The sequence below is a fragment of the Vibrio fluminensis genome, from assembly GCF_015278125.1.
GTDB lineage: Bacteria > Pseudomonadota > Gammaproteobacteria > Enterobacterales > Vibrionaceae > Vibrio > Vibrio fluminensis.
This window is the reverse complement of record NZ_JADILO010000029.1, coordinates 1-24378: the sequence shown is the minus strand read 5'-3', so window position 1 is coordinate 24378 and position 24378 is coordinate 1. Positions and strand designations below refer to the sequence as shown.

The following is a 24378-nucleotide window of genomic DNA, read 5'->3' as shown; positions in this document are numbered from 1 at the left end:
AGCAATAAGAGCTTTTGGACACCCATGATCCAAAAGCTCATTGGGGTATGATTAACCTTGAGCCACTTGCTCAATGTATTCCACTTGCACTGGCTTAGTGAATGCGCCAGGACGAAGTGCCTGTACTTGAGAGACGATGTCAGCCAAAGCCCAATCACGCTCAAGTAGTAAATGTGCTGCGAGTAGACCAGTGCGACCAGAACCGCCCATGCAGTGCATCGCGACTTTGCCACCTTGCTCCACAATTTGATGCAGTGTTGGTGCTACTTCTGCCCATTTAGCGGCAAATTTACCATCTGGAGCGCAGTCATCTTCAATCTCTAATTGAAACCACTGCATACCTAACTCTTTCGTCAGTGAGCCAAGTTGAGAAACGTTTTTTTCCGCCAGTTCGCGATCGTCCAAAGCTGTAACAATTGCTTGCACACCTTGTTGCTTAAGTTGCTCTAGGCTCTCGTAAAGAGAAGCATCTTTCGTGCCTGGACATGGCGTTAAAATCAACGCGCCTTGTTCAACATCAAGTTGCCATGTTGGGTGTGTCATCATCATTCTCCTTACACCAAACCTACTTTACGAACTAACTCTGCGGTGCGAGTTGCATAACCCATTTCGTTATCGTACCAAGCGTAGATTTTCACCATGCGTGTACCTACAACCATAGTCGATAGAGCGTCCACTATGGTAGAACGTTGGTCACCTTTGTAATCGATTGAAACTAGTGGGCGTTCCTCAAAACCTAGGATGCCTTTTAGCTCACCCTCTGACGCCTCTTTAAGTAGTGCATTCACTTCTTCAGCTGTCGTATCGCGCTTAACATCGAAAATGATGTCAGTTAGAGATGCGTTAGCAAGAGGGACACGTACCGCATGACCATTAATCTTACCGGCAAGCTCTGGGAAGATTTCGACGATTGCCGTTGCAGAACCTGTCGTAGTCGGGATTAAACTCATGCCACATGCACGGGCGCGACGTAGATCTTTGTGTGGCGCATCTAAAATGGTTTGCGTGTTGGTTAAATCATGAATCGTGGTAAACGACGATTGCTCGATACCTAACTTCTCATGGATCACTTTAACCACAGGAGCAATACAGTTGGTAGTACAAGAAGCCGCAGTAACAATTCGGTGGATATCTGGGTTAAAGATTTCATCATTCACACCCACCACGATGTTCGCAATGCCTTCTTCTTTCACTGGCGCTGAAACCACGACGCGCTTAACGCCTTGCTCAAGATACTTATTAAGAAACTCGGTTTTACGATGTACACCTGTTGCTTCAATCACGACATCACAACCTGACCAGTCAACCGCATCAATCTCTTTCTCGCGAGTGGTTTTAATACGCTGACCAGCAACAATCATCTCATCACCGTCAGTAGTCACTGCGTGATTCCAACGTCCTTGTACCGAGTCAAACTCAAGCAAATGGGCCAGTGTGTTACAGTCACCTGCAACATCATTAATCAAAACAAACTCTAACTCCGGCCAGTCAAACGCAGCGCGAAGTGCTAGGCGGCCGATGCGACCAAATCCGTTAATACCTACTTTAATCGTCATAATCGTGTCTCTTTCTACATTTATTGGCAGCAAACAGGACGGCCCTGTATTGCATTAAGTCTTTCGATATCTTGTTGGTACTCTGTTTTTAAGCAGTTTGATGCAACAAGATCATCAATCAATTTATTCATCCAACCAGGTAAAGAAGGGGCGCGGCGATAAAACACCCATTGCCCTTGGCGCACATCCACTAAGATGCCACTCGAACGAAGTTGAGCTAGATGACGGGAAATCTTGGGTTGGCTTTCGTTAAGAGCCTGAGTTAAGTCACCAACACACAAACACTCTTCGCGCATGATTAACATTAGACAACGCACGCGGGTCTCATCGGAAAGTAACTTGAAAAATTGATGTGGTAACATAAATATACTCATATATGGATATGCGCATATCTTTATCTATTTTTATCTGTCGATCAAGCACAGAATCATCATTGTCATAAAAGATTCATGCTTGAACCAAAATTACAAATGGGGATTAAGAGTGGATAGATTCACTCCAACGCTGCGCTTCAGAAATTTTCAGCATTACATCATCCATCGATAAATTGAGTCGTTCACAGGCTTGCTGCATACCTACCCAATCGGCTTGTTCATAGCACTCTTCAATAATCAACAGCGTGCCGTAGGGTCCCTGCCGCTCCAACAATGCGAGTTTGATCGCTTGATTCAGAGGTAGTTGCTCTAATAAGTATTCAATGGATTGATCAAACATAGCATCGATAATCGAAAATAAGCCGATTAAGAAAGCTTGATCTTTGTGTTGCTGCAGTAAATTATGCGAGGACATTAAGGAGAAGAACTGAGCGCGCTGTAAGGAAAGGCAAAATAATTCACGCGGCTTTTTATTTGAAATAAACGAAGCGACCGTCAGTGAAACAAACATTTTCAGTCGCTCCTGACCTAAATAAATCAACGCTTGTTTAAATGAGGAAATGTTTACCTCAAGGCGATCAGATAGACTATTAACGAAATGAAGCAACTTGTATGACAAGGTGACATCTGTCGCCACTATACGCTCAACTTTTTCGAAATCGACTTCAGGCCGACATACTTCTTGAAACAACTCCAATGCGATAATTTGCTCTGAGCTAACATAACGCTGTCGAATCATTTCTGGCTTACTAAAGAAGAAACCTTGGAAAAAATGGAAGCCAGCATCTCGTGTCTGAGCAAATTCAGCTTCCGTTTCCACTCGTTCTGCTAAATATTTGCGTTTACTCCCACCCGCAAGACGCTGCCTAACAAATTGACAAGCGTTGTCTAACCCCATCGCAGCAATATCGATTTTAACAATATGAGCTAAAGGTAAAAAACGCTCCCATTCTGAGCTATAGACAAAATCGTCCAAAGCAATGAGATAGCCATGTTGTTTAAGCTCTTTAATCGCTGAAAACAATTCATCACTTGGTAGGCAAGTCTCAAGTACTTCGATAACTATCTTATCTTTGGGTAAAGCAAGAGGAAGGCGGCGAAGAAGGCTCTGATAAGGAAAATTAACAAAGCAGCGAGAATGAGCGATGACAGGATTAGTGCCAATGCTCAAAAAATTTTCAGCGATTAAACGATAAGTGGCTCTGTTCGATTCAACATGGGCAGGATAGGCATTTTTTTCCCCATCCCGAAACAACAGCTCATACCCGAGAGTTTGCCTCCGAGCATTAAGTATAGGTTGCCGTGCCACATAAGTATCTTTCATTCGCTAACACATTATCAATATTATCAGTTATTTACGACTTTGCTGTAGCCAATAATGCCCCACAACCGACAAACATGGAACCAAATACTTTGTTGATTTTCGCCATCACGCTCTCAGAACGGATAAAACGTCCCATCTGCGAAGCTAATGTGGTGTAACCCAACATCACGATGGCATCAATGACAACCGTCGTCACACCCAAAAGCACAAATTGGATTAACTGAGGTTGGGTTGGGTTAATAAATTGAGGAAAAAGTGCGACCAAAAATACGATCGATTTCGGATTGGTAAGGTTAATAAACACCGCACTGCGCATCAAAGCCAATCCAGAACGATTATCTTCCCCGCTTTGAGTGACCAAACTGGCTTTATCGCGCCACTTTTGAATACCTAGCCATACAAGGTAAGCTGCTCCTACCCATTTTATCACCGTAAAGGCCATAGCAGACTGTGCCACCAGCGCACCGATACCCGCACCAACTAAAATAATGTGGCAAGCCAAACCAATTTGCAGACCAACAATGGCACCTAAAGATTTGCGCGTCCCGTAACTTAGACCATTGCTAATAGAGTTAACGGTACCTGACCCAGGAGCCAAGCTAAAAACAATCGCGGTTACTACATAAGCTAACCAAACATGCAAATCCATACTGTAATACCTCTCGACTAAACGGCATTAGCCAAACATAATTAAAACTTGTTATAAACCCTAGGTAGTTCAGGCTCATTCAATATGACCACAATTAGTGCAATCAATCCGCTTTCTTATACTCAAGAGTCCAATTTTGAGCAAGCCATCAATAACGAAATTGCTGAGCTCTGGCACAGTCGTAAGCAAGGATTTATACGCACTGCTGACAAGCGCAAGCTAGCTTGGGTCTCACTTACATCTGAACATCACACTAAAGTAATTGTAGTGGTAAACGGACGCATCGAGTGCACTGAAAAGTACCAAGAGCTTTTCTATGATTTGTTCCGTCAAGGCTACGACATTTACTCCTATGATCACCGCGGCCAAGGTCGCTCTGACCGTCTAGTGAAAAATCGGGATATTGGCTATGTCGAAGAATTCGACGACTATGTGCAAGACCTTGATTTAATGGTGAACCACTTTAATTTAAACCACTATCAAAAACGCTATCTTCTTGGACACTCAATGGGAGGCAATGTGATCACTCGTTACGTTCAGACTCACCCTGCACACCCATTTGATGCCATGGCGCTGAGCGCTCCTATGTTTGGGGTCAATGTGCCTTGGTACCTAAAACCGATTGCTCGTTGGGTAGGGCAAATCTTGACTGCGTTACATGCCGAACCTAATTACGCTCCGGGACAGAAGCCTTACTATGCCAAACCATTTGATGACAATCTGCTGAGTCAAAGCAATGTGCGCTATCACTGGTTCCGCAATCTCTATAATGAGCAACCGGAATTGCAAGTCGGCGGAGCAAGTACTCGTTGGGTATGGCAAGGTTTAATCGCCTGTAAACAAGCAATACTAATGACGCGCCAAATCAAAATACCTTTGCTATTACTGCAAGCCAGCGATGACAAAGTGGTCGCCAATGAAGCGCAGGTCCAGTTCATCAAAAAGCTGGCAAAAACCAATGACCAATGTAAATTTACCGTTGTATATCAAGCGAAACATGAACTCCTATTCGAATGTGATGAAGTGCGCAATCAAGCGCTGAATAACACACTCGAATTCTTTTCTAACCATTGATTCTAGTGGTTAAACACCCGGCTATCTTGCTGTTAGTAAAAGAGAAAAAATAAGGAAATAGAGCGGTATTTTTTTACCCTCTTTTTCTTTCCTCAATTGAAGTAAACTAAACCTCTCGCAATTCGGCTTCTCGCATTGCAGCGTTATGTTCACATGAGGGCAATATGACCACAGCACGCAAAGACACTCCATTCCAACTTGTCGCCTCGGATCTTGATGGTACGCTTCTCGCGCCAGACCATAAGCTAAGCGCATTCTCTAAGCAGACTTTAAAAGATTTACACGACAAAGGCTTTACCTTTATCTTTGCGACAGGTCGTCATCACATCGACGTAGCGGGCATTCGTGAGCATGTGGGTATTCCCGCTTACATGGTGACATCAAACGGGGCGCGCGTGCACGATCAGCACAATAAGCTGATGTACAGCAACAACGTTCCAATGGATTTAGTCAAACAAGTGATCGACACGATCAAAGTTGATCCGGAAATCTTTATCCATTTGTACCGAAATGATGACTGGATGCTAAACCGCGATGATGAGTTTCTGCGTAACTATCATGAAGAATCAGGCTTTAGCTACACACTCTATGATGTGAATAATCCACCGGTAGATGGCATTGCTAAACTGTTTTTCACTCACCCAGATCAAGACCATGATTACCTGGTGAAATTTGAAGATGAGCTCAATGAAAAATTTGGCGACCAGCTAAACATCGCCTTCTCTACACCTTGGTGTTTGGAAGTGATGGCTGCTGATGTGTCAAAAGGTGATGCACTCAAAGTGATCGCTGAATCACTCGGACTAAAGCTAGAAAACTGCATCGCATTTGGTGATGGAATGAACGACGTTGAAATGCTGCAAATGGCGGGTCGTGGCTTGGTGATGGAAACCTCACACCAACGCGTGAAAAACGCGCTACCCAACAATGAAATCATTGGCAGTAATGCAAATGATGCCGTGGCGCACTATCTACAAGATCACCTACTGTAATCTTAAGTTAAAGATTGATAAGGCAGCACTCGCTGCCTTTATTTTTGGCTATAAGGTAGCAGCTCTTTACTTAAAATGGCTTGCCACTCCGCCTCAGAGACCGGCATTACCGACAAACGATTCCCACGCTTTACTAGCGGTAGATTTTCTAACTCGGGCATCGCTTTCAACACCGATAACGGGATCACCCGCTCTGTCTTGCGCACAAATTCAATATCGACCATAAACCAACGTGGGTTCTCTGATGTTGATTTGGCATCGAAATAGTCGCTCTCAAGATCAAAAGCAAAATGATCGGGGTAAGACTCTTTCGTCACTTTGGCTATTCCGGCAACACCAACATGCTTGCACGAAGAGTGATAAATGAGTACTAAATCCCCCAGCTTCACCTCATCGCGCAACATATTCCGCGCTTGATAGTTGCGCACCCCTTCCCAACAAGAGGTGTTTTGTGTTCGCAAAGTGTCAATAGAGAAGGTGTCTGGTTCTGTTTTGAACAACCAATATGCCATAATGTCCTCAGTATCAGTTCGGATAAGGAAGATATAGCATGAAGGCATTAAGAAACCCAGCGATGCTGGTCAGCCTTTTGGCTTTGCAAGCGTGCTCGACATTAGATTTTTCATCAAGTGAGTCAGAATCTCAACCCAGTCTGCCACTTGCCAATCTTGACCAGCCTAATTCAATAAAGCCACAGCCTTTTATTCTGCGCGGCGAAGTAATCCTCGGCCATGAAGCTCAATCAATTCAACCTTGCGGTAGTGAGCAGCAATATTGGCTATCAATCGATCACGATAAGTTTAATCAAGCGCTACGCCTAATCAACACCCCGTATCAACCTATGTATGGTGAACTAATTGGTCACTTAGAAACCTCAAGCCAAGATGGCTTCGATGGCGACTACAATGCTCGCTTTGTGGTATCAAAGATCAACGTGTTAAGTGCCGAAAAACCAAATCGCTGTGATCGTCCGCTCCAACCTACCCGCGCTTTTGGTAATGAGCCATTTTGGTCACTCTCCGTCTCAAGCAGCGAATTAACCTTTTCGCCTATGGGTGGCCAAAAGCAAGTTTTGCCGATCACCTCATCAAAAATTGAATCTGATCGCCAACGTTATCAATTTGCAGAGGGCCAACTTGAGCTTACTCAGCGTAGTTGTTCAGATGGCATGAGTGACAGTCTCTATGGTTGGACTTCCACACTAAAACTGGCTAACCAAACTTATCAAGGCTGTGCTACATTAAGCAATCAAGACAACAGTCTTGACTGGTCAGGTAAATACCAAGCTTCTTCAACCCAGAGCAGTGGGTTTAGCGTCATACTCGAGATGCAACCAGATCATGGCGCGACAACGACTTATCGCTACCTCGATGGTAGCGGCGACTTAGTTGAGCGCGGTTACTGGCAACAACTCTCACCGCAGCAAGTACAAGTAGTGATGACACACCACCAGCAGCAGCCTTTGCTCTCTGAACGTTTATTTGTGCGCAGCGACGAGCAGTTAACCGCAGACAAAGAAAAAGTCGGTGATGTCGTCTACCCCATTGCCGATGGCGGTTTAACGTTATTTAAGGCCGAGCAAAACAACGCAAATCAACACAGCCAAGGCAGTGCCAATGCCATTCCTTCATCGGCAACTTTTAACCCGAAAGTGGATCGTGCGCTACGAGATTACTTTAGCCAAAACGATATTGATGCCGAAGGTACGCGTTACCGCTGGCTCACCTACGACCTCAATGGCGATGGACAAGATGAGTTGCTTACTCAATTAGATTGGTGTGGCTCTGGTGGCTGTACACTGTTGATCTTTGAAAACCAGCAACGAAAGTGGGTGTTTAACAGCCGTATGACATTAGTCAATACACCACTCAACTTGGGCCACAAAAATCATCAAGGTTGGCAAGATTTAGTGTTATTTGTCCGTGGCGGTGGTGCGGTGCCAAATCAGCATGTTCTACGTTTTGACAATGGCAGTTACCCACTTAATCCAAGTATGGCTCCGGTCGCCAGTTTTGACGATATTAGTCCGGTGCAGCTATTTAGCGATGGGCTGACACCTCATCAAGAAGGGGTAACAATGTAATGCCCCAAGCAACACCTTGCCCAGGCTGTGGTCTATGCTATCAATGTGTTTGCCATTTGGTGCCTCATTTTGAGGCACCCGTTCATATTGCTTTGCTGATGCACGAAAACGAGCTCAATCGCGATACCAATACCGGAAAATGGTTACTTCAAGCAATACCATCCACCAGTCAGCATGTCTGGCAGCGCCGATCTCCCTGCCCCGACTTGATCAAACTGATCAAAAATGATCACTATCAGGCCTATTTGGTTTATCCCGCTGATAGCAGCATTTCGCTAAAGACGGTTAAACAAGATGCTGATAGTAATGAAAAAATACCATTATTGATTATTCTTGATGGTACATGGCAAGAAGCGGGAAAAATGTTGAGAAAGAGTGACTGGCTAAGTGATTTACCCTGCGTCCATCTTGAACCAAGTGAACAGTCGGACTACCAGTTAAGGCGCAACCAGCAACAAGGGCACTTATGCACGCTAGAAGTGGGCAGTGAAATCATTAAAGAACTTGGTCTGAACGGGCAAGCTCAAGCGCTGAATACATTCTTTCATCACTATATGCGAGTGTTTAAAGCCGATAAAAGTGGTCACGCTTTAAAGTAGCAGCAACGAATCCAGTTGGTGGATTTCCACATCAGGTAATACTCGAGCGTGTTTCGCCTCACGTAAGCAACTGCCTTGGTCGTTATACCAACACGCTTGAAAGCCGTTTTGTTTTGCACCAAACACATCGGTTTTCAAGTGATCGCCCACATGCAAAATAGACTCACTGTCTAGAGTAAGAAATTGCTGAGTTTGACGAAACATATCACCATGAGGCTTAGCATGACCATTTCGTCCAGCACGTAAGATCAGTGAAAAATAGCCGGCTAAACCAATACGTTCGACATCCACATTACCGTTGGTTATTGCCACCAGCGGGTATTTTTCGGCTAATTGCGCCATCACTTGGTGAGTAATCTTGGGAACCACAAAATCACTTCGCAGCTCAGTCACTATCTGCAATAGATCATCTGCCGCTTGCTCGGCCTGCGCCGCCGAATAACCCAACTCAATCAAACCGGTAGTGGTAGTGCGATGACGCCATAGCGTCAGATCGCTGTATAGCCAATTGTCTTGTTTGGCTAAGTCGAGTTTTAGCTTTAACCACCAATCTTCATCACGAGTGGTCGCAATAGGATGATGATGAAAAAACCAAGCATTCGCCTCACGCGTCAGCCGAGCAATCACGGGACGGTTGTCATAAAGCGTATCATCCAAATCAAAACTCATCGCTTTGATTGGCTTTAACTGTCGGTAGTATTTCATTCCTTCACCCTATTTCGATTACTTCTTTTTCGCCCTTGGGTGGGCTTGGTCATACACTTGTGCAAGGTGTTGAAAATCCAAGTGAGTATAGATTTGCGTAGTCGAGATATTTTCATGGCCAAGCAATTCTTGCACCGCACGTAAGTTGTTACTCGATTCCAACATATGAGTCGCAAATGAGTGGCGTAATTTATGCGGGCTGATATGACTCGCAACCGCCTGCTTTTGCCCCCACTCTGCCATCCGTTTTTGGACGTTACGGTGAGAGATGCGTACACCTAGTTTAGAGACAAACAGCCCTTTTTCATCCGGTTTGGCTAAACCGCTGCGCACTTTAAGCCATTTCCCTACCCACTCTTTTGCGAGACCTGAAAATGGCACTTTACGCTCTTTGTCACCTTTACCGACTACGCGTAATTCACCACTAAACAGGCTCACATCCTTGACGTTGATGCTGACCAATTCCGCTAAACGCAACCCTGCGCCGTACATTAGTTCCATCATGGCACGATCACGAATCGATAATGGGTCGTCATCGGTCACCTCAAGCAGTTGCCCGACTTCATCCACATCCAAGTTTTTAGGTAATGGTCGTTTTTTGCGCGGTGCAGAAACACCTTTGGCAGGATTCGCGCTGATCTCGCCACGCAAGATCAAAAAATCAAAGAAACTACGCAGTGAAGAGAGTCTTGTCGCTAAGCTGCTCGCTTTCATGCCTTCACGCATGCCCTTACTCGCCAACTGACGAACCCAAGCCGCATCAACTTGAGTCCAATCTTTAAGCCCCATGCTCAGCAGATGCTGCGCCATGGTTTCCAGTTGTTGTTTGTAGTTACGTTGAGTATGAAGACTGAGCCCTTTTTCGCTTCTCAGATATTCATAGAAGCGTTCCAAGGGCTTTTGTAGGCCGTTAGGCAGAGGTTGTACTAATTCGCTCATTGGTGTCCATTTGCCAAGGCAGAATTGCTATCGCATGGGAGAGCACTAATGCCAAATGACGTAAAAATAGGGTATCCATATGGGGTTGGAAATGACCGCCATCCTCACTTGAGAACGCGATTAACCCTTGTGCTTTGCCTTTTACTAAAGGTAGCACAACGTAAGAGCCAAGCTCTGGAGCACGATTAAGTTCGCCAAATAGAAGCTCACGATCGGCTTTACGCATACGGCCTAGGTAGGCTGATTTACCATTGAGATTATTGGTAGCAAAACGCTGATAACTCTCAAAACTGGTTAAATAATGTTTGGATGGAGCATTGAACAAACGTACATAAGCCAACAGTCCTAAAGCTTTGGCTTTACTCTCAATCGCCTTAATTGCATCTAACAAACAATCACACTTTAAAATCTGTTCTTGCAGATCCATAAATTCATGGAAAGTTTTGTCATTGTTTGCTGCCAGCGACATCAAGGTGGTGATCTCTTCTTCCAACTCTTCAATCCGCTGACGCTGACGATTGAGTTGAACATGCACCAAGGATACCGCGCCTTGCTCTTGTGTTGGCAAAGCGAGGCGATCAACAAGGTCACGTCGGTGAATAAAGAAATCGGGATTATCACGCAGATACTCTGCCACCACTTCTGCAGTTAACGCATCCGCTTCAATCTGAGACACAGAGATTCCTTAGTTAGCAGTTAATTTGGCCGTCAAAGACGTGAGTTGCAGGGCCTGTCATGTAAAGCGGTTTACCCATACCTTGCCAGCAAATTTTTAACTCGCCACCCGGTAGGCGCACTTTCACATTTTCGTCCAATAAGCCTTGTACAATCCCGACAGCAACCGCACCACAAGCACCGCTACCACAGGCTTGGGTTTCACCAGTTCCACGCTCATAAACGCGTAGATTAATTTCATTACGGTTAACCACCTGCATAAAACCTGCATTAACGCGCTCAGGAAAACGCTCATGCGATTCCAGCATTGGACCTAAGGTTTCTACATCCGCAGTCTTCACATCATCAACTACCGTGACGACATGGGGATTCCCCATACTTACGGCACCGCAGAACAAGGTTTTGTCTTCAGCACGCATAATGTAGGTTTTTTCCATCTGCTTCGCTTTGAAAGGAATTTTGCTTGGCTCAAACTCTGGCACGCCCATGTTAACGGTAACTTGGTCGTCTTCTTCGATATTAAGCAGCATCTTACCTTTTTTGGTGCTGACACTGATGGTGTATTTATTGGTCAAACCTTTCATTCGAACGAAGCGAGCAAAACAGCGCGCACCATTGCCGCACTGTTCAACTTCACTACCATCTGCATTGAAAATACGGTAGTGAAAGTCCGTTTCAGGATCATAGGGAGCCTCAACCACCAAAAGCTGGTCAAAGCCAACTCCAGTATGACGATCCGCCATACGACGGATCAACTCTGGAGAAAAAAATATGTTTTGGGTAATACAATCGACCACCATAAAGTCGTTACCCAAACCATGCATTTTAGAAAAATGGAAATGCATACAGTTTCAATTACTCCGGTAATACGCTCTCAAGTTCCCACAAACTGGTCAACTCTTCACGTTTACGTACTAAATGCGCGCGATTGCCATCAATCATCACTTCAGCTGCGCGGGTGCGAGTGTTGTAATTCGACGCCATAACAAACCCATAAGCACCTGCTGAACGTACTGCAAGTAAGTCATTTGCTTCAAGAACCAAAGCGCGATCTTTGCCTAGGAAATCACTGGTCTCACAAATCGCGCCTACTACATCATAGGTTTTCGCTTCGCCTTGACGTGGATTAACTGGCACGATGTCTTGCCAAGCTTGGTAAAGGGCTGGACGCATCAGATCATTCATTGCCGCATCAATAATGGCAAAGTTTTTATGCTCGGTATGTTTCAAGAATTCGACCTTAGTCAACAACACCCCAGCATTGGCGACAATTGCACGCCCCGGTTCAAAGATCAGCTCGAGATTTTGATGATTACCTAAACGACCTAATAACGCTTTGGCGTATTCTGAAGGTTGTGGTGGTAGTTCATCACGGTATACCACGCCAAGACCACCACCAACGTCAAGATGACGGATCACAATGCCTTGCGCTTTTAGCTCATCAATCAGAGCAAGTAAGCGATCGGTGGCATCAATGAAAGGGTCAATGTCTGTCAACTGAGAGCCAATGTGGCAATCAATACCTTTAACATCCAAACTCTCTAAGCTGTGAGCAAGTTGATACACCACAGGAGCACGGTCAAAAGCGATTCCAAATTTGTTATCACGTAGACCCGTAGAAATATAAGGGTGAGTTTGCGCGTCGACATCTGGATTGATGCGCAAAGATACTGGCGCTTTGACGCCCATTTCGCTCGCCACTTTATTTAAACGCTCGAGCTCTGGCTCAGATTCCACATTAAAACATTTAATGCCGACTTCCAATGCGCGCTTCATCTCGGCTTCAGTTTTACCCAAACCAGAGAAAACCACTTTACTTGGATCACCACCAGCCGCTAAGACACGTTCAAGCTCACCACCAGAAACAATATCAAAGCCAGAACCTAAACGAGCCAATGCGTTAAGCACACCGATATTTGAGTTCGCTTTTACCGCGAAACAGACAAGATGAGGATGGTCGCCAACCGATTTATCAAACGCATGCCAATGACGCTCAATCGTCGCGCGCGAATATACATAGAGTGGCGTTCCAAACTGCTCAGCTAAGTCAGTAAGAGGAACATCTTCGGCCCAAAGTTGGCCATCATCCTGATAGTTGAAGTAATCCAATGTGCTTTCCCTTTTATATTTTGTTGTATCTACCTAGGCGTTAATGACAACGCTTGGGTATATCGCCTAAAGCATCATGCTCAGTGCGATATTATTGCTGTGTTTGCTCATTTTGTTGAGCATCGTCAGGCATATATAGTGATCCTGTTTGACCACAACCAGCCAAACCTAACATCGAGATGACAAATAAAGCTAAGATTGATTTTTTCATAGGTCTAACCGTGATTATTCTTTCAATGCCCCCTATAATCGCACCACACTCAGGAAAAGCAATAGGATAGACAAGATGAACGAGACAGAATTTCATCAACTTGCCGATCAGCAAATGCAATTCATCGAAGAAATGATTGATGATTCAGGCGCTGATATCGACTATGAAACGTCTGGTAATGTGATGACCTTAGAGTTTGAAGATCGCAGTCAAATCATTATCAACCGCCAAGAACCAATGAAAGAAATTTGGTTAGCATCTCGTTCTGGTGGCTTCCACTTCGCTTATGTGGACCAACAGTGGATCTGTTCTAAAACAGGCATAGAATTGATTGCGATGGTGAAGCAAGAATGTGAAAAACACGCTGGTGAGACAATCGACTGGGTGTAAACACTGAAAAGTTACAAAAAGTAAAAAGAGCACAAGCGTGCTCTTTTTTGTTATTAGGCGTTAACCGCGCGATTAGGCTTTGCATAACTCGCCCCGTCGTTACGATATGGTACGATATAAGGCTCCCCACCATCTTCGCAGTACACAATTTGATAGTATTGCGGCAAATTAAAGTTAATAAACTTAGAAGCAACGGCATTGTCATCACGGATTGAGGTATAGAAGCTATTTACACTGGCAATCATTTCATCTTTCTCGCCATTGTACTGATGATAAACTTCAACACGGTTGACCTCATCAAGCACATAAATATTGAAGCCTTTATCCGAATCTTCAAAGAAGAACTGCACTAGACCTTCGCTGGCACAATTGTCCACAATTTCTGGCAGTTGATAATCTTGCTCTTGATCCAGCATCAACAGCGGTGAGCCTTTCAGTTTATTGGTCGAAATACTGCGGTAAAAATCCACCGAGTTTTCCAGCATCTGCATCGACACGCCACGACGTTCAAAGAACAAACCATACATCTGCTGACCAATACGCAACGCTTTAAATCGACGACGTTTTTCTTGCTCGACAGGTTTCAAGCGTAAATCGATACATTCCGCCAGTAACTGATAAACCATGTTACGCATCACACCACGCATGTTTTTGCTGTAGCAGAACACATCCACCGATTCTGGTGGCAACGCGTCTTGGTGCATTTTGCCCAGTACGGTTTTTAGTGCGTCCAACATGGCGGTTTCACCTTTAAAATGCAAAGTACGCACTTCATGCCACGAATTTCGATAAACCAAATCCACACTACCGACCAAACATTTCTGTTCAGGCCCATAGCTAAAAATATCAATATTCTTTAAATCAACCTTGAGTGCCTTACCACTTAACTCAGCGGTTGGGTCTTCTTCGAAGTTGATGAACATTGCCAACTGGCTAATCTCACAAGGACTTGCTAAAGCCTGCATACTTGGACGACGCTTACGTAACGAGAAGGTGTTACGTAGATCGCTCACCATCTGGTAGAACTTATCAATATCCAAATGAGCATCGCGGATCACCGCATTTAAGTGCGTTGACTCAGTGATTAGGCCATTAAAGAACGCCCATGCCACCAGTTTACTTAAGTATTCATTATGCTCGAGGTAAGGCTGGCCTAAAATACGATGTGGTTGCAGAGGTTGCTTATAGAGGTACCAACCCGGTTGATTCGTTCGCCCTGATTGCACTTCAATAAAAGTTAACTCAGGCTCGTGCAAATCTGGCGATATCTGAGGGTTAAGCAAGGTCACTTTACCTGGCAGAACCTCAAATGCGGCATACAGTTTTCGCGCTAGAATGCTGATATCTTGGGGGCTGATTGCCGACGTAATGTCATTGCGGCGTGCAAACTGAATTAGGTTACGGTAGCTCAGCATCAATGCATCAAGCAGAGAGTGATGCACTACTTTAACCTGTTCCACTTTCCAGTGACGACGGTTATCGAGCTCTTCGATCACCTCTGGTTGCCAGTTCCATTTCGCCACCAATTGCCCTAACGCTTCACGACGCCAAGGAACCGAACCTGCACCGGGCTCACGAGAGAGTTTTTCATGGGTTTTTAGGTAGAAGCAACGACGAACAAGATCAAGGCGCGTGCTATCACCAATGCGCTCAAGGTAACGCGTTACCTTTTCAAGCATTAGATAATACGCATCCATACCATAGAGATCTTGCTCATCAGCAAAAAAGCGGCGCTTAGTATCAAGGCTGAGTAACTGAGCATGTGGGTACTCCCACGAATACGCCTCTAACAAAATCGCTTTCAATACCGATTTATATGGCGAGTCGATACTCTTGTACAGTTGCCACAAGTTGGAACCGAAATATTCTTCAGCTGGAATTCGGTGCAACTGACCAAAATCTATCCAGCGAGTGCAGTCAATGCTGCCACGATTACAAAGTTCTTGAACGTATTCGTCGTAGCACTCTTCCATCTCTGGCGGAACAATTTGCCACAACAGGCGTTGGCCTGCGAGACGCACTGCGCTGCGGTAAAATTCATCCAACAACAGCATATGTTGCGAAGAGCCGCAGTTATCTCCGGTCATTTCTTCTGAATGATTTGAGCGAAAACGCTCAGCGTCCATAATGAAGAAGTTGGCTTCTACACCTTGACTCTGCGCCCAATCGGTAATTAACAAACATTTGTTATTGAGACGTTCGCGTTCATCATGCCCCATTGTTGGAGCCACACAAACCCAGATATCTAAGTCACTAGACGTACTTTGACCTATCGATGAAGTACTGCCCATCGTGTAAAGCGCGAGAATATCGGGAGTGAGGTTCTTAGTCAGAGGTTGACCAATAGTCAGTTCAGTATCTTCCACAAACTGCTGTTGTTCGTGGTTTAGGTCGAAGTCATAAATACCATGTGGCACATGCGCATCGTAATAACCTGGGAAAACTGGATGGTTGTAATGCAGAAGAGCGGGAATCAAGTGAAAGACTCGCTGAGCTTGCAAATCCATAAGCGCCAGCGCGCGTTCGATACGCTGCTGGTTCAAACTATCTAGTCGTTGAATTAACTTCTCAGTGTAAGCCTGCAAGGGAGATTCCTTGGTTATTTCCTATTATACGCCTTGCTTAATAAATAGGCTAAAGCGCCAACAAAACGTGATCAATCTATCATTTTTATTTTGATTGGTAAAGATTTGTACGATCGATTCTACATTGTTTTGTCTTTCAACATCCTTGGATTTCCTTTCCCTAGTTTGGTCTGTAACCGCCTTTTCTAATAATAACCTAGTTAACAAACGGGACTTTAATCACAATATTTTGACCAAAATGTGCTAACGCGAGTCCATTTCTGCATTCAATGCATTGATCAGTAAATTTTTTGCCCTCTCAGTGGTAGGATTAGCTTATCTACCATAATTTCAAAACAGGCGAATATGACAAACACGGCTCCAATTCGAATTGCGACGCGTAAAAGCCCTCTTGCTCTATGGCAGGCTCACTATGTTAAAGATGCTTTGCAAGCTGCCCATCCAGGTCTCGAAGTTGAACTCGTGACTATGGTAACTAAAGGCGACATCATTTTGGATACGCCTCTAGCTAAAGTTGGCGGTAAAGGCCTGTTCGTTAAAGAACTTGAAGTGGCGATGATCGAAGGACGCGCTGACCTAGCGGTGCACTCAATGAAGGACGTGCCAGTCGACTTCCCTGAAGGTTTGGGGCTTGTGACGATTTGTGAGCGTGAAGACCCGCGTGATGCTTTCGTTTCGAACACCTACAAAAATGTTGACGATCTGCCTCAAGGTGCGGTTGTGGGCACTTGTAGCCTACGCCGTCAATGCCAGTTGAAAGAATATCGCCCAGATCTTGTGATCAAAGAACTACGCGGCAATGTAGGTACTCGCTTAGGTAAACTGGATGCTGGTGAATACGATGCGATTGTTCTTGCAGCTGCAGGCTTGAAACGTCTTAAGCTTGAAGAACGCATAGCGAGCTTTATCGAACCAGAGCAGTCGCTGCCAGCGGTAGGACAAGGTGCGGTCGGTATTGAGTGTCGTCTCGATGACAAGCGCCTTATCAAACTACTTGAACCTCTTAACCACATCGATACTGCGGATCGTGTTAAGTGTGAGCGCGCAATGAACCTAACTCTCGAGGGTGGCTGCCAAGTGCCAATCGGCAGCTATTCACTGCTCGATGGTGATGAACTTTGGTTACGCGCACTGGTAGGCGAACCTGATGGTAGTGAGATAGTTCGTGGTGAAATTCGTGGACCTCGCGCACAAGCAGAAGCAATGGGCGTCAAACTAGCAAATCAACTGCTAGAGAACGGGGCTCGTGACATCCTTGCGCGACTGTACGCTGATCACGAGTAATTGCTATGAGCGTGCTCGTTACGCGACCAGGTAAACAAGGGCTTGCACTTTGTCGCCAACTTGAAGAGCTTGGCGTCAAAGCAATCCACCACCCCTTGATTACCATCCTAGCTGGGGAGCAACTCTCCAGCTTAAAACAACAGCTACCTCTGGCTGATATCATTATTGCTGTCAGCCAGCATACCGTGGAATTCACCCACCAAGCTCTCACTAATGCCAATCTTAACTGGCCGAAAACAGCAACCTACCTTGCCGTCGGTCAAAAATCCGCACAGTTTTTAAGCAAAGCGGTGAATCAGAAAGTACACTACCCTGAAGTTAGTGATAGTGAGAACTTACTGAACCTCTCTCCGTTGCAACAAGTCTCAGGCAAGCGAATCGTCATTTTAAGAGGTAATGGTGGTCGCGAGCTTATTTATGAAACTTTGCAAGGAAGAGGGGCGATCGTCGAGTATTGCGAGGTGTATAAACGTGAAAATCTCGTTTTCCACTCAGAAATTGCAGTACCTTTCTGGCAAGATAGTCAGATTAAACAACTTATTATTACCAGCTCGGGACAACTTAGCTTCTTCATAGAACAAATTGCACCACAGTATAGAGATTGGATTTTCCAGTTGGTGCTCTTCGTTCCGAGTGAACGCATAGCGATTGAAGCGCGGCGCGTTGGCTTCCAAACCGTCGTCAATACAGGAAGTGCTTCAAACAAAGATTTATTGGCATCTCTCTGGCCAAGGAAACAGGACGAAAACAATGACAAGTAAAAAGAATAACGATCAGGTTGAATCAGAGAACAAAACCGAACTAGCTCAAGAGCCAGGCGTCGACACTACCTCTCCAACTGAAACACAAGCTGAATCAAAGCCCGAAACAACTCAAAATGAACCCGCTAACCAACCAGCACCTCAAGCAGAAGAGAAGCATGGTAAGCGAGGCGTTAAACTGGGCGCAATTGCGATTGTGCTTTCCATCCTGTTTGGTGGTGGATTAACTTACCACATGCAGCAAAAAGACGCTCAGTACCAAGCAAAAATTGATGCTCTAACCGCGCAACTTCAACAAACCCAATCATCGCTGACCAGTGAAGTCAAAGCGACTGAAGAGGCAACAATTGCTAAAGCGACTGAAATTGCCCACCGCGCAGAAACCGTATTAGCTCAGCAACAAAAGAGTATTGAAAGCCTACAACTGGCTGTCGCAGATGTGAAAGGACGTCGCCCGAACGATTGGTTGTTAGCGGAAGCTGACTACCTAGTGAAACTGGCTGGACGCAAACTGTTCCTTGAGCATGATGCAGAGAGCGCCACTCTACTCATGGAGAGCGCTGACCAACGCATTGCTGCGCTGAACGATCCAAGCTTGGTCCCACTGCGTAAATCGATGGCTAATGACATCACTAAATTAAAAACGATCCCTCTTATTGACCGAGATGGTTTAGTACTGCGTTTAACGGCACTGCAGCAGCAAGTCGATCAGTTACCGCTCGCCAACGCTATTCTTCCTGAAGAAAAAGTGCAAGAAGACGAAAAAGTATCGCAAGATATCAACGACTGGCAGCAGAATCTAAAAACATCGCTCAAAGACTTTTCGGAAAACTTCATCACCTTCCGTACTCGCGATGGCAATATCATCCCATTGCTTTCCCCACAGCAGCACTTCTACCTCAAAGAGAATATGAAGGCAAAATTGGAGACCGCAATCAAAGCAGTCTACGTAGAGCAACAAGAGATTTACACCGCAGCTCTAAGTACGGCAGAGCAATGGTCACAAGCCTTCTACGACCAAAATAGCAATGCTGTAAAAGAGTTCGATAAAGCACTAGAGCTATTAAGCAAGCAAACGGTAGAAGTTGATTACCCGGTTAAACTCGAAACCCAACAGATCCTATCTGATGTCATTCGTGAGCGCTTACGCCGTGAGGTAACAACGCTAGTGACGGAGGAAAAATAATGTTTCGACTGATATTTCTCTTCGCCATACTAGGCGCTGGTCTATTTCTCGGTAGCCAATACTCTGGCCAGCAAGGCTATGTATTGATCTCTGTGGCAAACCAAACCATCGAGATGAGTGTCACCACGTTAGTGATTTTTGTTATTGCTGCATTGGCGGCTCTGTTTGCACTTGAGTTTCTGATCAAGAAAGTCTTCTATGCAAGCTCAGCAACTTGGAATTACTTCAGTGTACGTAAAATGCGTCGCTCCCGTCGTTATACTAACGAAGGGATCATCAAACTGTTAGAAGGTGATTTTAAAGACGCAGAAAAGAAAGTGACTCGCTGGGCAAATCACCACGATATGCCTTTGCTGTGTTATTTGGTTGCATCAGAGGCAGCACAAGGACAGGGTGATAGTGCGAAGCGCGATCACTACCTCAAACTAGCAGCAGAGCAAAAAGATTCACGCCTAGCGGTAGAACTAACTCGAGCAAAGCAGCAACTGCGTGAAACGCGTTTTGATGATGCCTTTGTGACGCTATCTGATCTGAAGGGCGAATTTCCAAATAATGCGATTGTGCTAAACCTGCTTAAAACGGTTTACATGGAACTTAAGCTTTGGCAGCCGCTATTAGACCTACTACCGAAGCTCACTAAAACAAAACTCATCACTAAAGAAGAGCAATTACAACTTGAGCAACATGCGCAGTGTGGTCTGTTAGCTGAAATTGCGGAACAACAAGGCAGTGAGGGGCTGACTCAACATTGGAATTCGCTGCCACGCAAGGTTAAGGGCGACTTACACCTAGTGGAATGCTTTACCAAACAACTGATCTCTCGCAAAGCAGATGATAATGCGTTTACGATTATCAAAGAGACATTGAAGAAGCACCCTAATGCCGATCTATACAAACTTCTGCCTGAATTGAACTTGCTTGATAGCCACCCAGCGGTGGTCTTTCTTGAAGATACACTACGTAAAGATGGCAACAATGCTGAAGCGCACAGCGCACTGGCTCAGTTCCATCTACGCAGTCAGAAATGGTCAGAAGCTCAGGAACATTTTGAGAAAGCCCTTGCGCAACGCTCAAATGTGTCTGATTACGCTTACTTAGCCGATGCGTTGGAGAAACAAAACTTCAATAAGGCTGCACATGAAGTATCAAAGAAAGCGTTAACTTTAGTCAGTAGCAAATAGTTTAAGTAAGACACTTTACGATTTTAAAGCCGGCTTAACGTCGGCTTTTTTGTATCTAAACAAACCATTCAGATCCCGTTCATAACAGATAGCATACCTTATATGACATGACTTTAAGATTTTATGGATTCTTATCATGCAAAAGATTGCTACTGTTCTTATCGCTGCCACGCTGATTATTCTGCCTTCGCTGGTTTTAGCTAACACTATTACACCAAGCGCAATAGAGAATGGCCAACAACACTACCGCACACTTTGCTTAGCCTGTCACGGTGAAATGGGACATGGTGATGGCATAGCTGCGCAAGCACTAAATGAGCAACCGTCGAACATTTATCAAGAACTCAACTCTTGGTTTGAGTCAGAAGCAGAATTAATTGAGACCGTACTCAATGGCAATGAAGAGATGCCAGCTTGGGGAAGTGTACTTAACCAGCAACAGGTTCGAGAAATCTTTGCTTATATCGAACACATAAACCAAGAAAAATAGCGATCTCAGCCCGATTATTGTCGAGAGTTAAATGCAACATAAGCACAAACACTCTCAGTCTAATTTCTTACACTGCGTTTAGTTCTAGAATATTGAGAGTCAGAACGAGCATTGATGTTAACTGTCGATGAACTAAACATGGAATATAAGAAATGGAATGGATGATTGTGATCGGGTTATTGGTGGCAATAGCCGTCATCGGCACACCTATCATCGCATTTTTGGCGTATCAAAAAGCGAATCAATTAGAAATACAAATTAGACAACTTAAACGCGAGTTGAGTCAGCTTAGTGGTGAAAAGGAACCATCAAAGCCACCAACATCAATAGCGGAATTGGATGGGGACTTTGAACTCGCATGCCTGTCACCATCATCTGAAAATAAATCGTTTAATACGCCTTCAATACAGCCTGTAACTGAACCTGAGACAGAACCCACTGTTCGCTCTGCCGCCGACGAGCAACCTCACGCTATTACAAACCAACACAACCTCCCAAGTGATCCTATTTCAAACTGGCTCGATAAAACGTTCGAGCATATGCGTGACAATTGGTTAGTATGGATAGGTGGGCTTGCCCTAGTGGTCGGCGCAGGTTATTTGGTTCAAGTAGTCGGTAGCAGCTTTACTTTTTCTCCAATGGTAAGAGTGCTCGCCGCTACGCTATTTTCCATTGGCGTGATCTCCTTAGGTGAAATAACGCATCGTAAGATAAGTGCCATATCAACGACCTTTCTTAGCCAAAATGCCGATACCTATATACCCGCAGCTCTGTATGCTGCAGGAATGAGTGGGCTATACGCTACCGTATTATTCTCAACCGTTGTTTATCAATTCTTTACCCCAAGTATTGCTCTTATTGCAATGGCCGTGTTGGCGTTAATTTGTCTTACGCTCACGCTGAGATTGGGACCTCTGATGGCCGCACTTGGGCTGTTTGGCGGCTACAGCGCACCATTTTGGATAGGAGGAAATGACCCAAGCTACATTCTTCTTACCTGCTACATCACCACTATCACCATCGCAGGCTTACTCACACATACTCGTAGCAAACTAGTCTGGCTACCACTGGCGGTTACGGTAGCTCATTGCTGTTGGCTGTTACTGCTAATATTCAACATACCCAATGAGATCATCACGCGGTGGTATGTTAGTACCATTTCCTTAAGTAGCTTATTGCTTGTATTCATACCTTACATGGGGATCAGCCTTAAGCTCCGCTATCGCCAAATCAGTAAGTGGAAATACTCACTCCCGACGATTCCTGCATTAGGTCTCACTTTAGTAAGCTTGGCTTACCTAGAGCAGACTCTATATCGCGAGAGTGGCGCACTGTGGTTTTTCCTTTATCCGGTACTACTATTAGCTCTACCAATGCTGCGAGGCAACTTTGCACTCAGAAGCTACTATCCGGTTACGGCACTCGCCCTCCTTTGCATCCAATTGGGCGCTATCGCAATTGATGACGTAACCACAAGCACTCTGTTATGGATTGTCGTCGCCGCTGCTACCGTAATCGCCGTAACGAGAAGTACCAGTCAGTATCTGCTCGGCGATAGAGGCATTGTCGCCTATTGGATGGCCGTTATTGTGTTGCCAGGCATGCTGCTTATCAATTTGCTTTATCTGGAGGTAATCCAATCGCCCTTCATTCAGTTTTGGGCAGTGTTTAGCGTAATATCGAGTCTATTTGCACTTGTGATCGCGGTAAGAGTTGGGCAGTTAGTGAAAGAGGCGTCAAGCTCGCTCCATCTTATCGCTTTAGCTCTGAGTTACTGCTTCTTAAATAGTGAGTGGTTAGCGCTCTCAATCTCACTGCAAGTCGTTATCGCAGTTTGGCAACATACGCGAAAGCTTTATTCACCGGGCACTCTCTCCATCAAAGCAATGACGACGACACTAATCCTACTCGTTAGTGCCATTCCCTTTGTTCCCGCGTTACAAATTTCACTCATCGGCACATGGAGCTCGGTAGCTGAAAGCTATGTTCCAGCAATCGGAGCACTTTGGATTGCTCGTCACTTACTAACAAAGCATAAACTAAGACTTCTAGCAGAGTGGTTGGAAGGATCAATCTTACATCTAGCAGTGGTACTTATATTTGCTCAAACCAACTACTGGCTTCTGGGCAGCTTTAATTTCATTTCTGATTTTAGCTTCTATTCAACATCACTATTTATCACTCAAGCAATCGCTCTATTCGCTGTCTACCAGTACAAGTTAAAACATGCGGTAAAACTAAGGATCTTCTACCAAGGTTATTGTTATCTTTTGCTCTCTATCGTTGCGGTGCTGTTTTTTGTTCTCAATACGATTTATCAACCGCTGCTTAATAGCTATGTCACCGGCGCTGATCTACCGCTCATTAACTGGCTTGCTCCTGGATGGTTATTGCCAGTACTCGCTACCTTGGCCATTAGTCATTACAGGCTCTACACCCAACCAATGAAAAGCCTCTACCTCAACACGTTTGCAGCTATCGCTTTTGGCCTATGGGTAACCTTATCCATCCGTCAGTTCTGGCAACAGGGGAGTATGATGCTTGATCAACCAACCGGCATGGCAGAAATGTTCAGCTATTCGGTCGCATTGATCTTAGCGGGTGCTGCAACCACGTACATCGGTGTCAGAAGAACTCACAACTTGATTCAAAAGGTTGGTTTAATCACTTTAGGTGTTGCGATATGTAAAGTATTTCTGCTCGATACAGCGACACTAGAAGGGATTTGGCGAGCAATTAGTTTCTTAGGCCTTGGCGGATCACTCATCGCATTAGGATGGCTATTCCAACGATTGAATTACCGAACAGAGCAAGAAGGAAAGGCAGAAGTGAGAAGTGAGAAGTGAGAAGTGAGAAGTGAGAAGTGAGAAACATCGTAAAGAGATCTGCATAGATATGAAACTCTTAATTTCTCTTTTCCCGAAGTGAAGCATCAAAGAGGCTGAACGCTCCCGCATCTCGAAACGACGTATCGCAGATACGGCGTGTTCACGAAGCACGATATCTTGATATCGTGCATTCTTCTTTTTCGTTTTGCCAGAAACGACAAAAGCCCAGTCATAGACTGGGCTTTCGAAAAAGTGGCGGAGTGGACGGGACTCGAACCCGCGACCCCCGGCGTGACAGGCCGGTATTCTAACCAACTGAACTACCACTCCGCAGTGGAATACTTGTCGTCGCTGACAAGTGTTCAAAATTAAAGCCTGGCGAT

General features: G+C 45.1%; 24 protein-coding genes and 1 tRNA gene. 11 read left to right on the top strand and 14 right to left on the bottom strand.

Going from position 1 to position 24378, the window contains the following annotated elements; translation table 11 throughout:
* Nucleotides 1–51: 51 nt before the first annotated feature.
* The 5 genes from IRQ95_RS16930 to rhtB all read right to left on the bottom strand — a co-directional run bounded on the left by IRQ95_RS16930 (nt 52) and on the right by rhtB (nt 3903).
* Nucleotides 52–543 carry a cyclin-dependent kinase inhibitor 3 family protein gene (locus IRQ95_RS16930; RefSeq protein WP_075649193.1) on the bottom strand — a complete coding sequence of 164 codons (492 nt, stop codon included), beginning with the start codon at nt 541–543 and terminating at the stop codon, nt 52–54.
* An 11-nt stretch (nt 544–554) separates the two neighbouring features.
* The gene (locus IRQ95_RS16925; protein ID WP_194438085.1) at nt 555–1556 is read right to left on the bottom strand and encodes an ArsJ-associated glyceraldehyde-3-phosphate dehydrogenase; all 1002 of its coding nucleotides are present in this window, start codon (nt 1554–1556) and stop codon (nt 555–557) included.
* 20 nt (nt 1557–1576) lie between these two features.
* The gene (locus IRQ95_RS16920) at nt 1577–1918 is read right to left on the bottom strand and encodes a metalloregulator ArsR/SmtB family transcription factor (protein WP_194438083.1); all 342 of its coding nucleotides are present in this window, start codon (nt 1916–1918) and stop codon (nt 1577–1579) included.
* Between the two features lie 115 nt (nt 1919–2033).
* Nucleotides 2034–3254 carry an EAL and HDOD domain-containing protein gene (locus IRQ95_RS16915; RefSeq protein ID WP_194438081.1) on the bottom strand — a complete coding sequence of 407 codons (1221 nt, stop codon included), beginning with the start codon at nt 3252–3254 and terminating at the stop codon, nt 2034–2036.
* Nucleotides 3255–3285: 31 nt separating this feature from the next.
* Nucleotides 3286–3903 (bottom strand): homoserine/homoserine lactone efflux protein, encoded by a 618-nt coding sequence (rhtB, locus tag IRQ95_RS16910; protein ID WP_194438078.1) that lies wholly within the window; start codon nt 3901–3903, stop codon nt 3286–3288.
* A gap of 84 nt (nt 3904–3987) precedes the next feature.
* On the opposite strand from rhtB, the gene IRQ95_RS16905 reads away from it, so the two are divergent.
* Both IRQ95_RS16905 and IRQ95_RS16900 read left to right on the top strand, forming a co-directional pair.
* Nucleotides 3988–4977 carry an alpha/beta fold hydrolase gene (locus IRQ95_RS16905; protein ID WP_194438076.1) on the top strand — a complete coding sequence of 330 codons (990 nt, stop codon included), beginning with the start codon at nt 3988–3990 and terminating at the stop codon, nt 4975–4977.
* Nucleotides 4978–5141: 164 nt separating this feature from the next.
* On the top strand, nt 5142–5969 hold the full coding sequence (locus IRQ95_RS16900) for a Cof-type HAD-IIB family hydrolase (RefSeq protein ID WP_123783025.1): 828 nt from the start codon (nt 5142–5144) through the stop codon (nt 5967–5969).
* Between the two features lie 38 nt (nt 5970–6007).
* Here IRQ95_RS16900 and IRQ95_RS16895 read toward each other — a convergent pair whose 3' ends face one another.
* Entirely contained in the window at nt 6008–6481 is a 474-nt protein-coding gene (locus IRQ95_RS16895) for an EVE domain-containing protein (protein WP_194438074.1), read from the bottom strand.
* Nucleotides 6482–6519: 38 nt separating this feature from the next.
* Here IRQ95_RS16895 and IRQ95_RS16890 point away from each other — a divergent pair, with 38 nt between their 5' ends.
* Together IRQ95_RS16890 and IRQ95_RS16885 are read left to right on the top strand one after the other, a co-directional pair.
* Nucleotides 6520–8052 carry a COG3650 family protein gene (locus IRQ95_RS16890; RefSeq protein WP_194438064.1) on the top strand — a complete coding sequence of 511 codons (1533 nt, stop codon included), beginning with the start codon at nt 6520–6522 and terminating at the stop codon, nt 8050–8052.
* Complete coding sequence (locus IRQ95_RS16885) at nt 8052–8651, top strand: tRNA-uridine aminocarboxypropyltransferase (RefSeq protein WP_194438062.1); 600 nt, start codon at nt 8052–8054, stop codon at nt 8649–8651. Before IRQ95_RS16890 ends, IRQ95_RS16885 begins: the two co-directional genes overlap by 1 nt.
* Here IRQ95_RS16885 and yigB read toward each other — a convergent pair.
* The 6 genes from yigB to lptM all read right to left on the bottom strand — a co-directional run bounded on the left by yigB (nt 8643) and on the right by lptM (nt 13290).
* Nucleotides 8643–9356: a 5-amino-6-(5-phospho-D-ribitylamino)uracil phosphatase YigB gene (gene yigB / locus IRQ95_RS16880; RefSeq protein ID WP_194438060.1), complete on the bottom strand. Its 714-nt coding sequence runs from the start codon at nt 9354–9356 to the stop codon at nt 8643–8645. The two genes, IRQ95_RS16885 and yigB, sit on opposite strands and share 9 nt — an antisense overlap.
* Before the next feature lie 18 nt (nt 9357–9374).
* Nucleotides 9375–10295, bottom strand: a complete 921-nt coding sequence (gene xerC / locus IRQ95_RS16875; RefSeq protein WP_194438058.1) for a tyrosine recombinase XerC — start codon at nt 10293–10295, stop codon at nt 9375–9377.
* Entirely contained in the window at nt 10267–10971 is a 705-nt protein-coding gene (locus IRQ95_RS16870; protein WP_194438056.1) for a DUF484 family protein, read from the bottom strand. Before IRQ95_RS16870 ends, xerC begins: the two co-directional genes overlap by 29 nt.
* Before the next feature lie 13 nt (nt 10972–10984).
* Nucleotides 10985–11815: a diaminopimelate epimerase gene (gene dapF / locus IRQ95_RS16865; protein ID WP_194438054.1), complete on the bottom strand. Its 831-nt coding sequence runs from the start codon at nt 11813–11815 to the stop codon at nt 10985–10987.
* A gap of 10 nt (nt 11816–11825) precedes the next feature.
* Entirely contained in the window at nt 11826–13079 is a 1254-nt protein-coding gene (lysA, locus tag IRQ95_RS16860) for a diaminopimelate decarboxylase (protein WP_194438052.1), read from the bottom strand.
* 91 nt (nt 13080–13170) lie between these two features.
* Entirely contained in the window at nt 13171–13290 is a 120-nt protein-coding gene (lptM, locus tag IRQ95_RS22455; RefSeq protein ID WP_431358060.1) for an LPS translocon maturation chaperone LptM, read from the bottom strand.
* A gap of 75 nt (nt 13291–13365) precedes the next feature.
* Between lptM and cyaY the strand changes: the two genes are divergently transcribed.
* Nucleotides 13366–13680, top strand: a complete 315-nt coding sequence (gene cyaY / locus IRQ95_RS16850) for an iron donor protein CyaY (RefSeq protein WP_194438047.1) — start codon at nt 13366–13368, stop codon at nt 13678–13680.
* 53 nt (nt 13681–13733) lie between these two features.
* On the opposite strand, the gene IRQ95_RS16845 is transcribed toward cyaY, so the two are convergent.
* Nucleotides 13734–16265: a class I adenylate cyclase gene (locus tag IRQ95_RS16845; RefSeq protein WP_194438045.1), complete on the bottom strand. Its 2532-nt coding sequence runs from the start codon at nt 16263–16265 to the stop codon at nt 13734–13736.
* Nucleotides 16266–16610: 345 nt separating this feature from the next.
* Between IRQ95_RS16845 and hemC the strand changes: the two genes are divergently transcribed.
* The 6 genes from hemC (at nt 16611) to IRQ95_RS16815 (ending at nt 24013) form a co-directional block, all read left to right on the top strand.
* Nucleotides 16611–17549: a hydroxymethylbilane synthase gene (hemC, locus tag IRQ95_RS16840; RefSeq protein WP_194438043.1), complete on the top strand. Its 939-nt coding sequence runs from the start codon at nt 16611–16613 to the stop codon at nt 17547–17549.
* 5 nt (nt 17550–17554) lie between these two features.
* The gene (locus IRQ95_RS16835; protein ID WP_194438041.1) at nt 17555–18310 is read left to right on the top strand and encodes a uroporphyrinogen-III synthase; all 756 of its coding nucleotides are present in this window, start codon (nt 17555–17557) and stop codon (nt 18308–18310) included.
* A complete protein-coding gene (locus IRQ95_RS16830; RefSeq protein ID WP_194438039.1) occupies nt 18300–19496 on the top strand; it encodes a uroporphyrinogen-III C-methyltransferase in 1197 nt (398 codons plus the stop codon). Before IRQ95_RS16835 ends, IRQ95_RS16830 begins: the two co-directional genes overlap by 11 nt.
* Nucleotides 19496–20677, top strand: a complete 1182-nt coding sequence (locus IRQ95_RS16825; protein WP_194438037.1) for a heme biosynthesis protein HemY — start codon at nt 19496–19498, stop codon at nt 20675–20677. The genes IRQ95_RS16830 and IRQ95_RS16825 overlap by 1 nt, the downstream gene beginning before the upstream one ends.
* Before the next feature lie 136 nt (nt 20678–20813).
* On the top strand, nt 20814–21167 hold the full coding sequence (locus tag IRQ95_RS16820; protein WP_194438035.1) for a c-type cytochrome: 354 nt from the start codon (nt 20814–20816) through the stop codon (nt 21165–21167).
* Nucleotides 21168–21319: 152 nt separating this feature from the next.
* Complete coding sequence (locus IRQ95_RS16815) at nt 21320–24013, top strand: DUF2339 domain-containing protein (RefSeq protein ID WP_194438033.1); 2694 nt, start codon at nt 21320–21322, stop codon at nt 24011–24013.
* A gap of 235 nt (nt 24014–24248) precedes the next feature.
* Here IRQ95_RS16815 and IRQ95_RS16810 read toward each other — a convergent pair.
* Nucleotides 24249–24325, bottom strand: a tRNA-Asp gene (locus tag IRQ95_RS16810).
* Nucleotides 24326–24378: the final 53 nt, after the last annotated feature.

Bases quoted from the DNA above. Each gene is read 5' to 3' on its own strand.
- dapF (WP_194438054.1), bottom strand. From the start codon at position 11,815: ATGCATTTCCATTTTTCTAAAATGCATGGTTTGGGTAACGACTTTATG.
- IRQ95_RS16890 (WP_194438064.1), top strand. From the start codon at position 6,520: ATGAAGGCATTAAGAAACCCAGCGATGCTGGTCAGCCTTTTGGCTTTG.
- IRQ95_RS16900 (WP_123783025.1), top strand. From the start codon at position 5,142: ATGACCACAGCACGCAAAGACACTCCATTCCAACTTGTCGCCTCGGAT.
- xerC (WP_194438058.1), bottom strand. From the start codon at position 10,295: ATGAGCGAATTAGTACAACCTCTGCCTAACGGCCTACAAAAGCCCTTG.
- IRQ95_RS16815 (WP_194438033.1), top strand. From the start codon at position 21,320: ATGGAATGGATGATTGTGATCGGGTTATTGGTGGCAATAGCCGTCATC.
- rhtB (WP_194438078.1), bottom strand. From the start codon at position 3,903: ATGGATTTGCATGTTTGGTTAGCTTATGTAGTAACCGCGATTGTTTTT.
- IRQ95_RS16835 (WP_194438041.1), top strand. From the start codon at position 17,555: ATGAGCGTGCTCGTTACGCGACCAGGTAAACAAGGGCTTGCACTTTGT.
- IRQ95_RS16820 (WP_194438035.1), top strand. From the start codon at position 20,814: ATGCAAAAGATTGCTACTGTTCTTATCGCTGCCACGCTGATTATTCTG.
- IRQ95_RS16905 (WP_194438076.1), top strand. From the start codon at position 3,988: ATGACCACAATTAGTGCAATCAATCCGCTTTCTTATACTCAAGAGTCC.
- yigB (WP_194438060.1), bottom strand. From the start codon at position 9,356: ATGAAATACTACCGACAGTTAAAGCCAATCAAAGCGATGAGTTTTGAT.
- IRQ95_RS16895 (WP_194438074.1), bottom strand. From the start codon at position 6,481: ATGGCATATTGGTTGTTCAAAACAGAACCAGACACCTTCTCTATTGAC.
- hemC (WP_194438043.1), top strand. From the start codon at position 16,611: ATGACAAACACGGCTCCAATTCGAATTGCGACGCGTAAAAGCCCTCTT.
- IRQ95_RS16830 (WP_194438039.1), top strand. From the start codon at position 18,300: ATGACAAGTAAAAAGAATAACGATCAGGTTGAATCAGAGAACAAAACC.
- IRQ95_RS16885 (WP_194438062.1), top strand. From the start codon at position 8,052: ATGCCCCAAGCAACACCTTGCCCAGGCTGTGGTCTATGCTATCAATGT.
- IRQ95_RS16920 (WP_194438083.1), bottom strand. From the start codon at position 1,918: ATGTTACCACATCAATTTTTCAAGTTACTTTCCGATGAGACCCGCGTG.
- IRQ95_RS16825 (WP_194438037.1), top strand. From the start codon at position 19,496: ATGTTTCGACTGATATTTCTCTTCGCCATACTAGGCGCTGGTCTATTT.
- IRQ95_RS16915 (WP_194438081.1), bottom strand. From the start codon at position 3,254: ATGAAAGATACTTATGTGGCACGGCAACCTATACTTAATGCTCGGAGG.
- lptM (WP_431358060.1), bottom strand. From the start codon at position 13,290: ATGAAAAAATCAATCTTAGCTTTATTTGTCATCTCGATGTTAGGTTTG.
- IRQ95_RS16930 (WP_075649193.1), bottom strand. From the start codon at position 543: ATGACACACCCAACATGGCAACTTGATGTTGAACAAGGCGCGTTGATT.
- IRQ95_RS16925 (WP_194438085.1), bottom strand. From the start codon at position 1,556: ATGACGATTAAAGTAGGTATTAACGGATTTGGTCGCATCGGCCGCCTA.
- cyaY (WP_194438047.1), top strand. From the start codon at position 13,366: ATGAACGAGACAGAATTTCATCAACTTGCCGATCAGCAAATGCAATTC.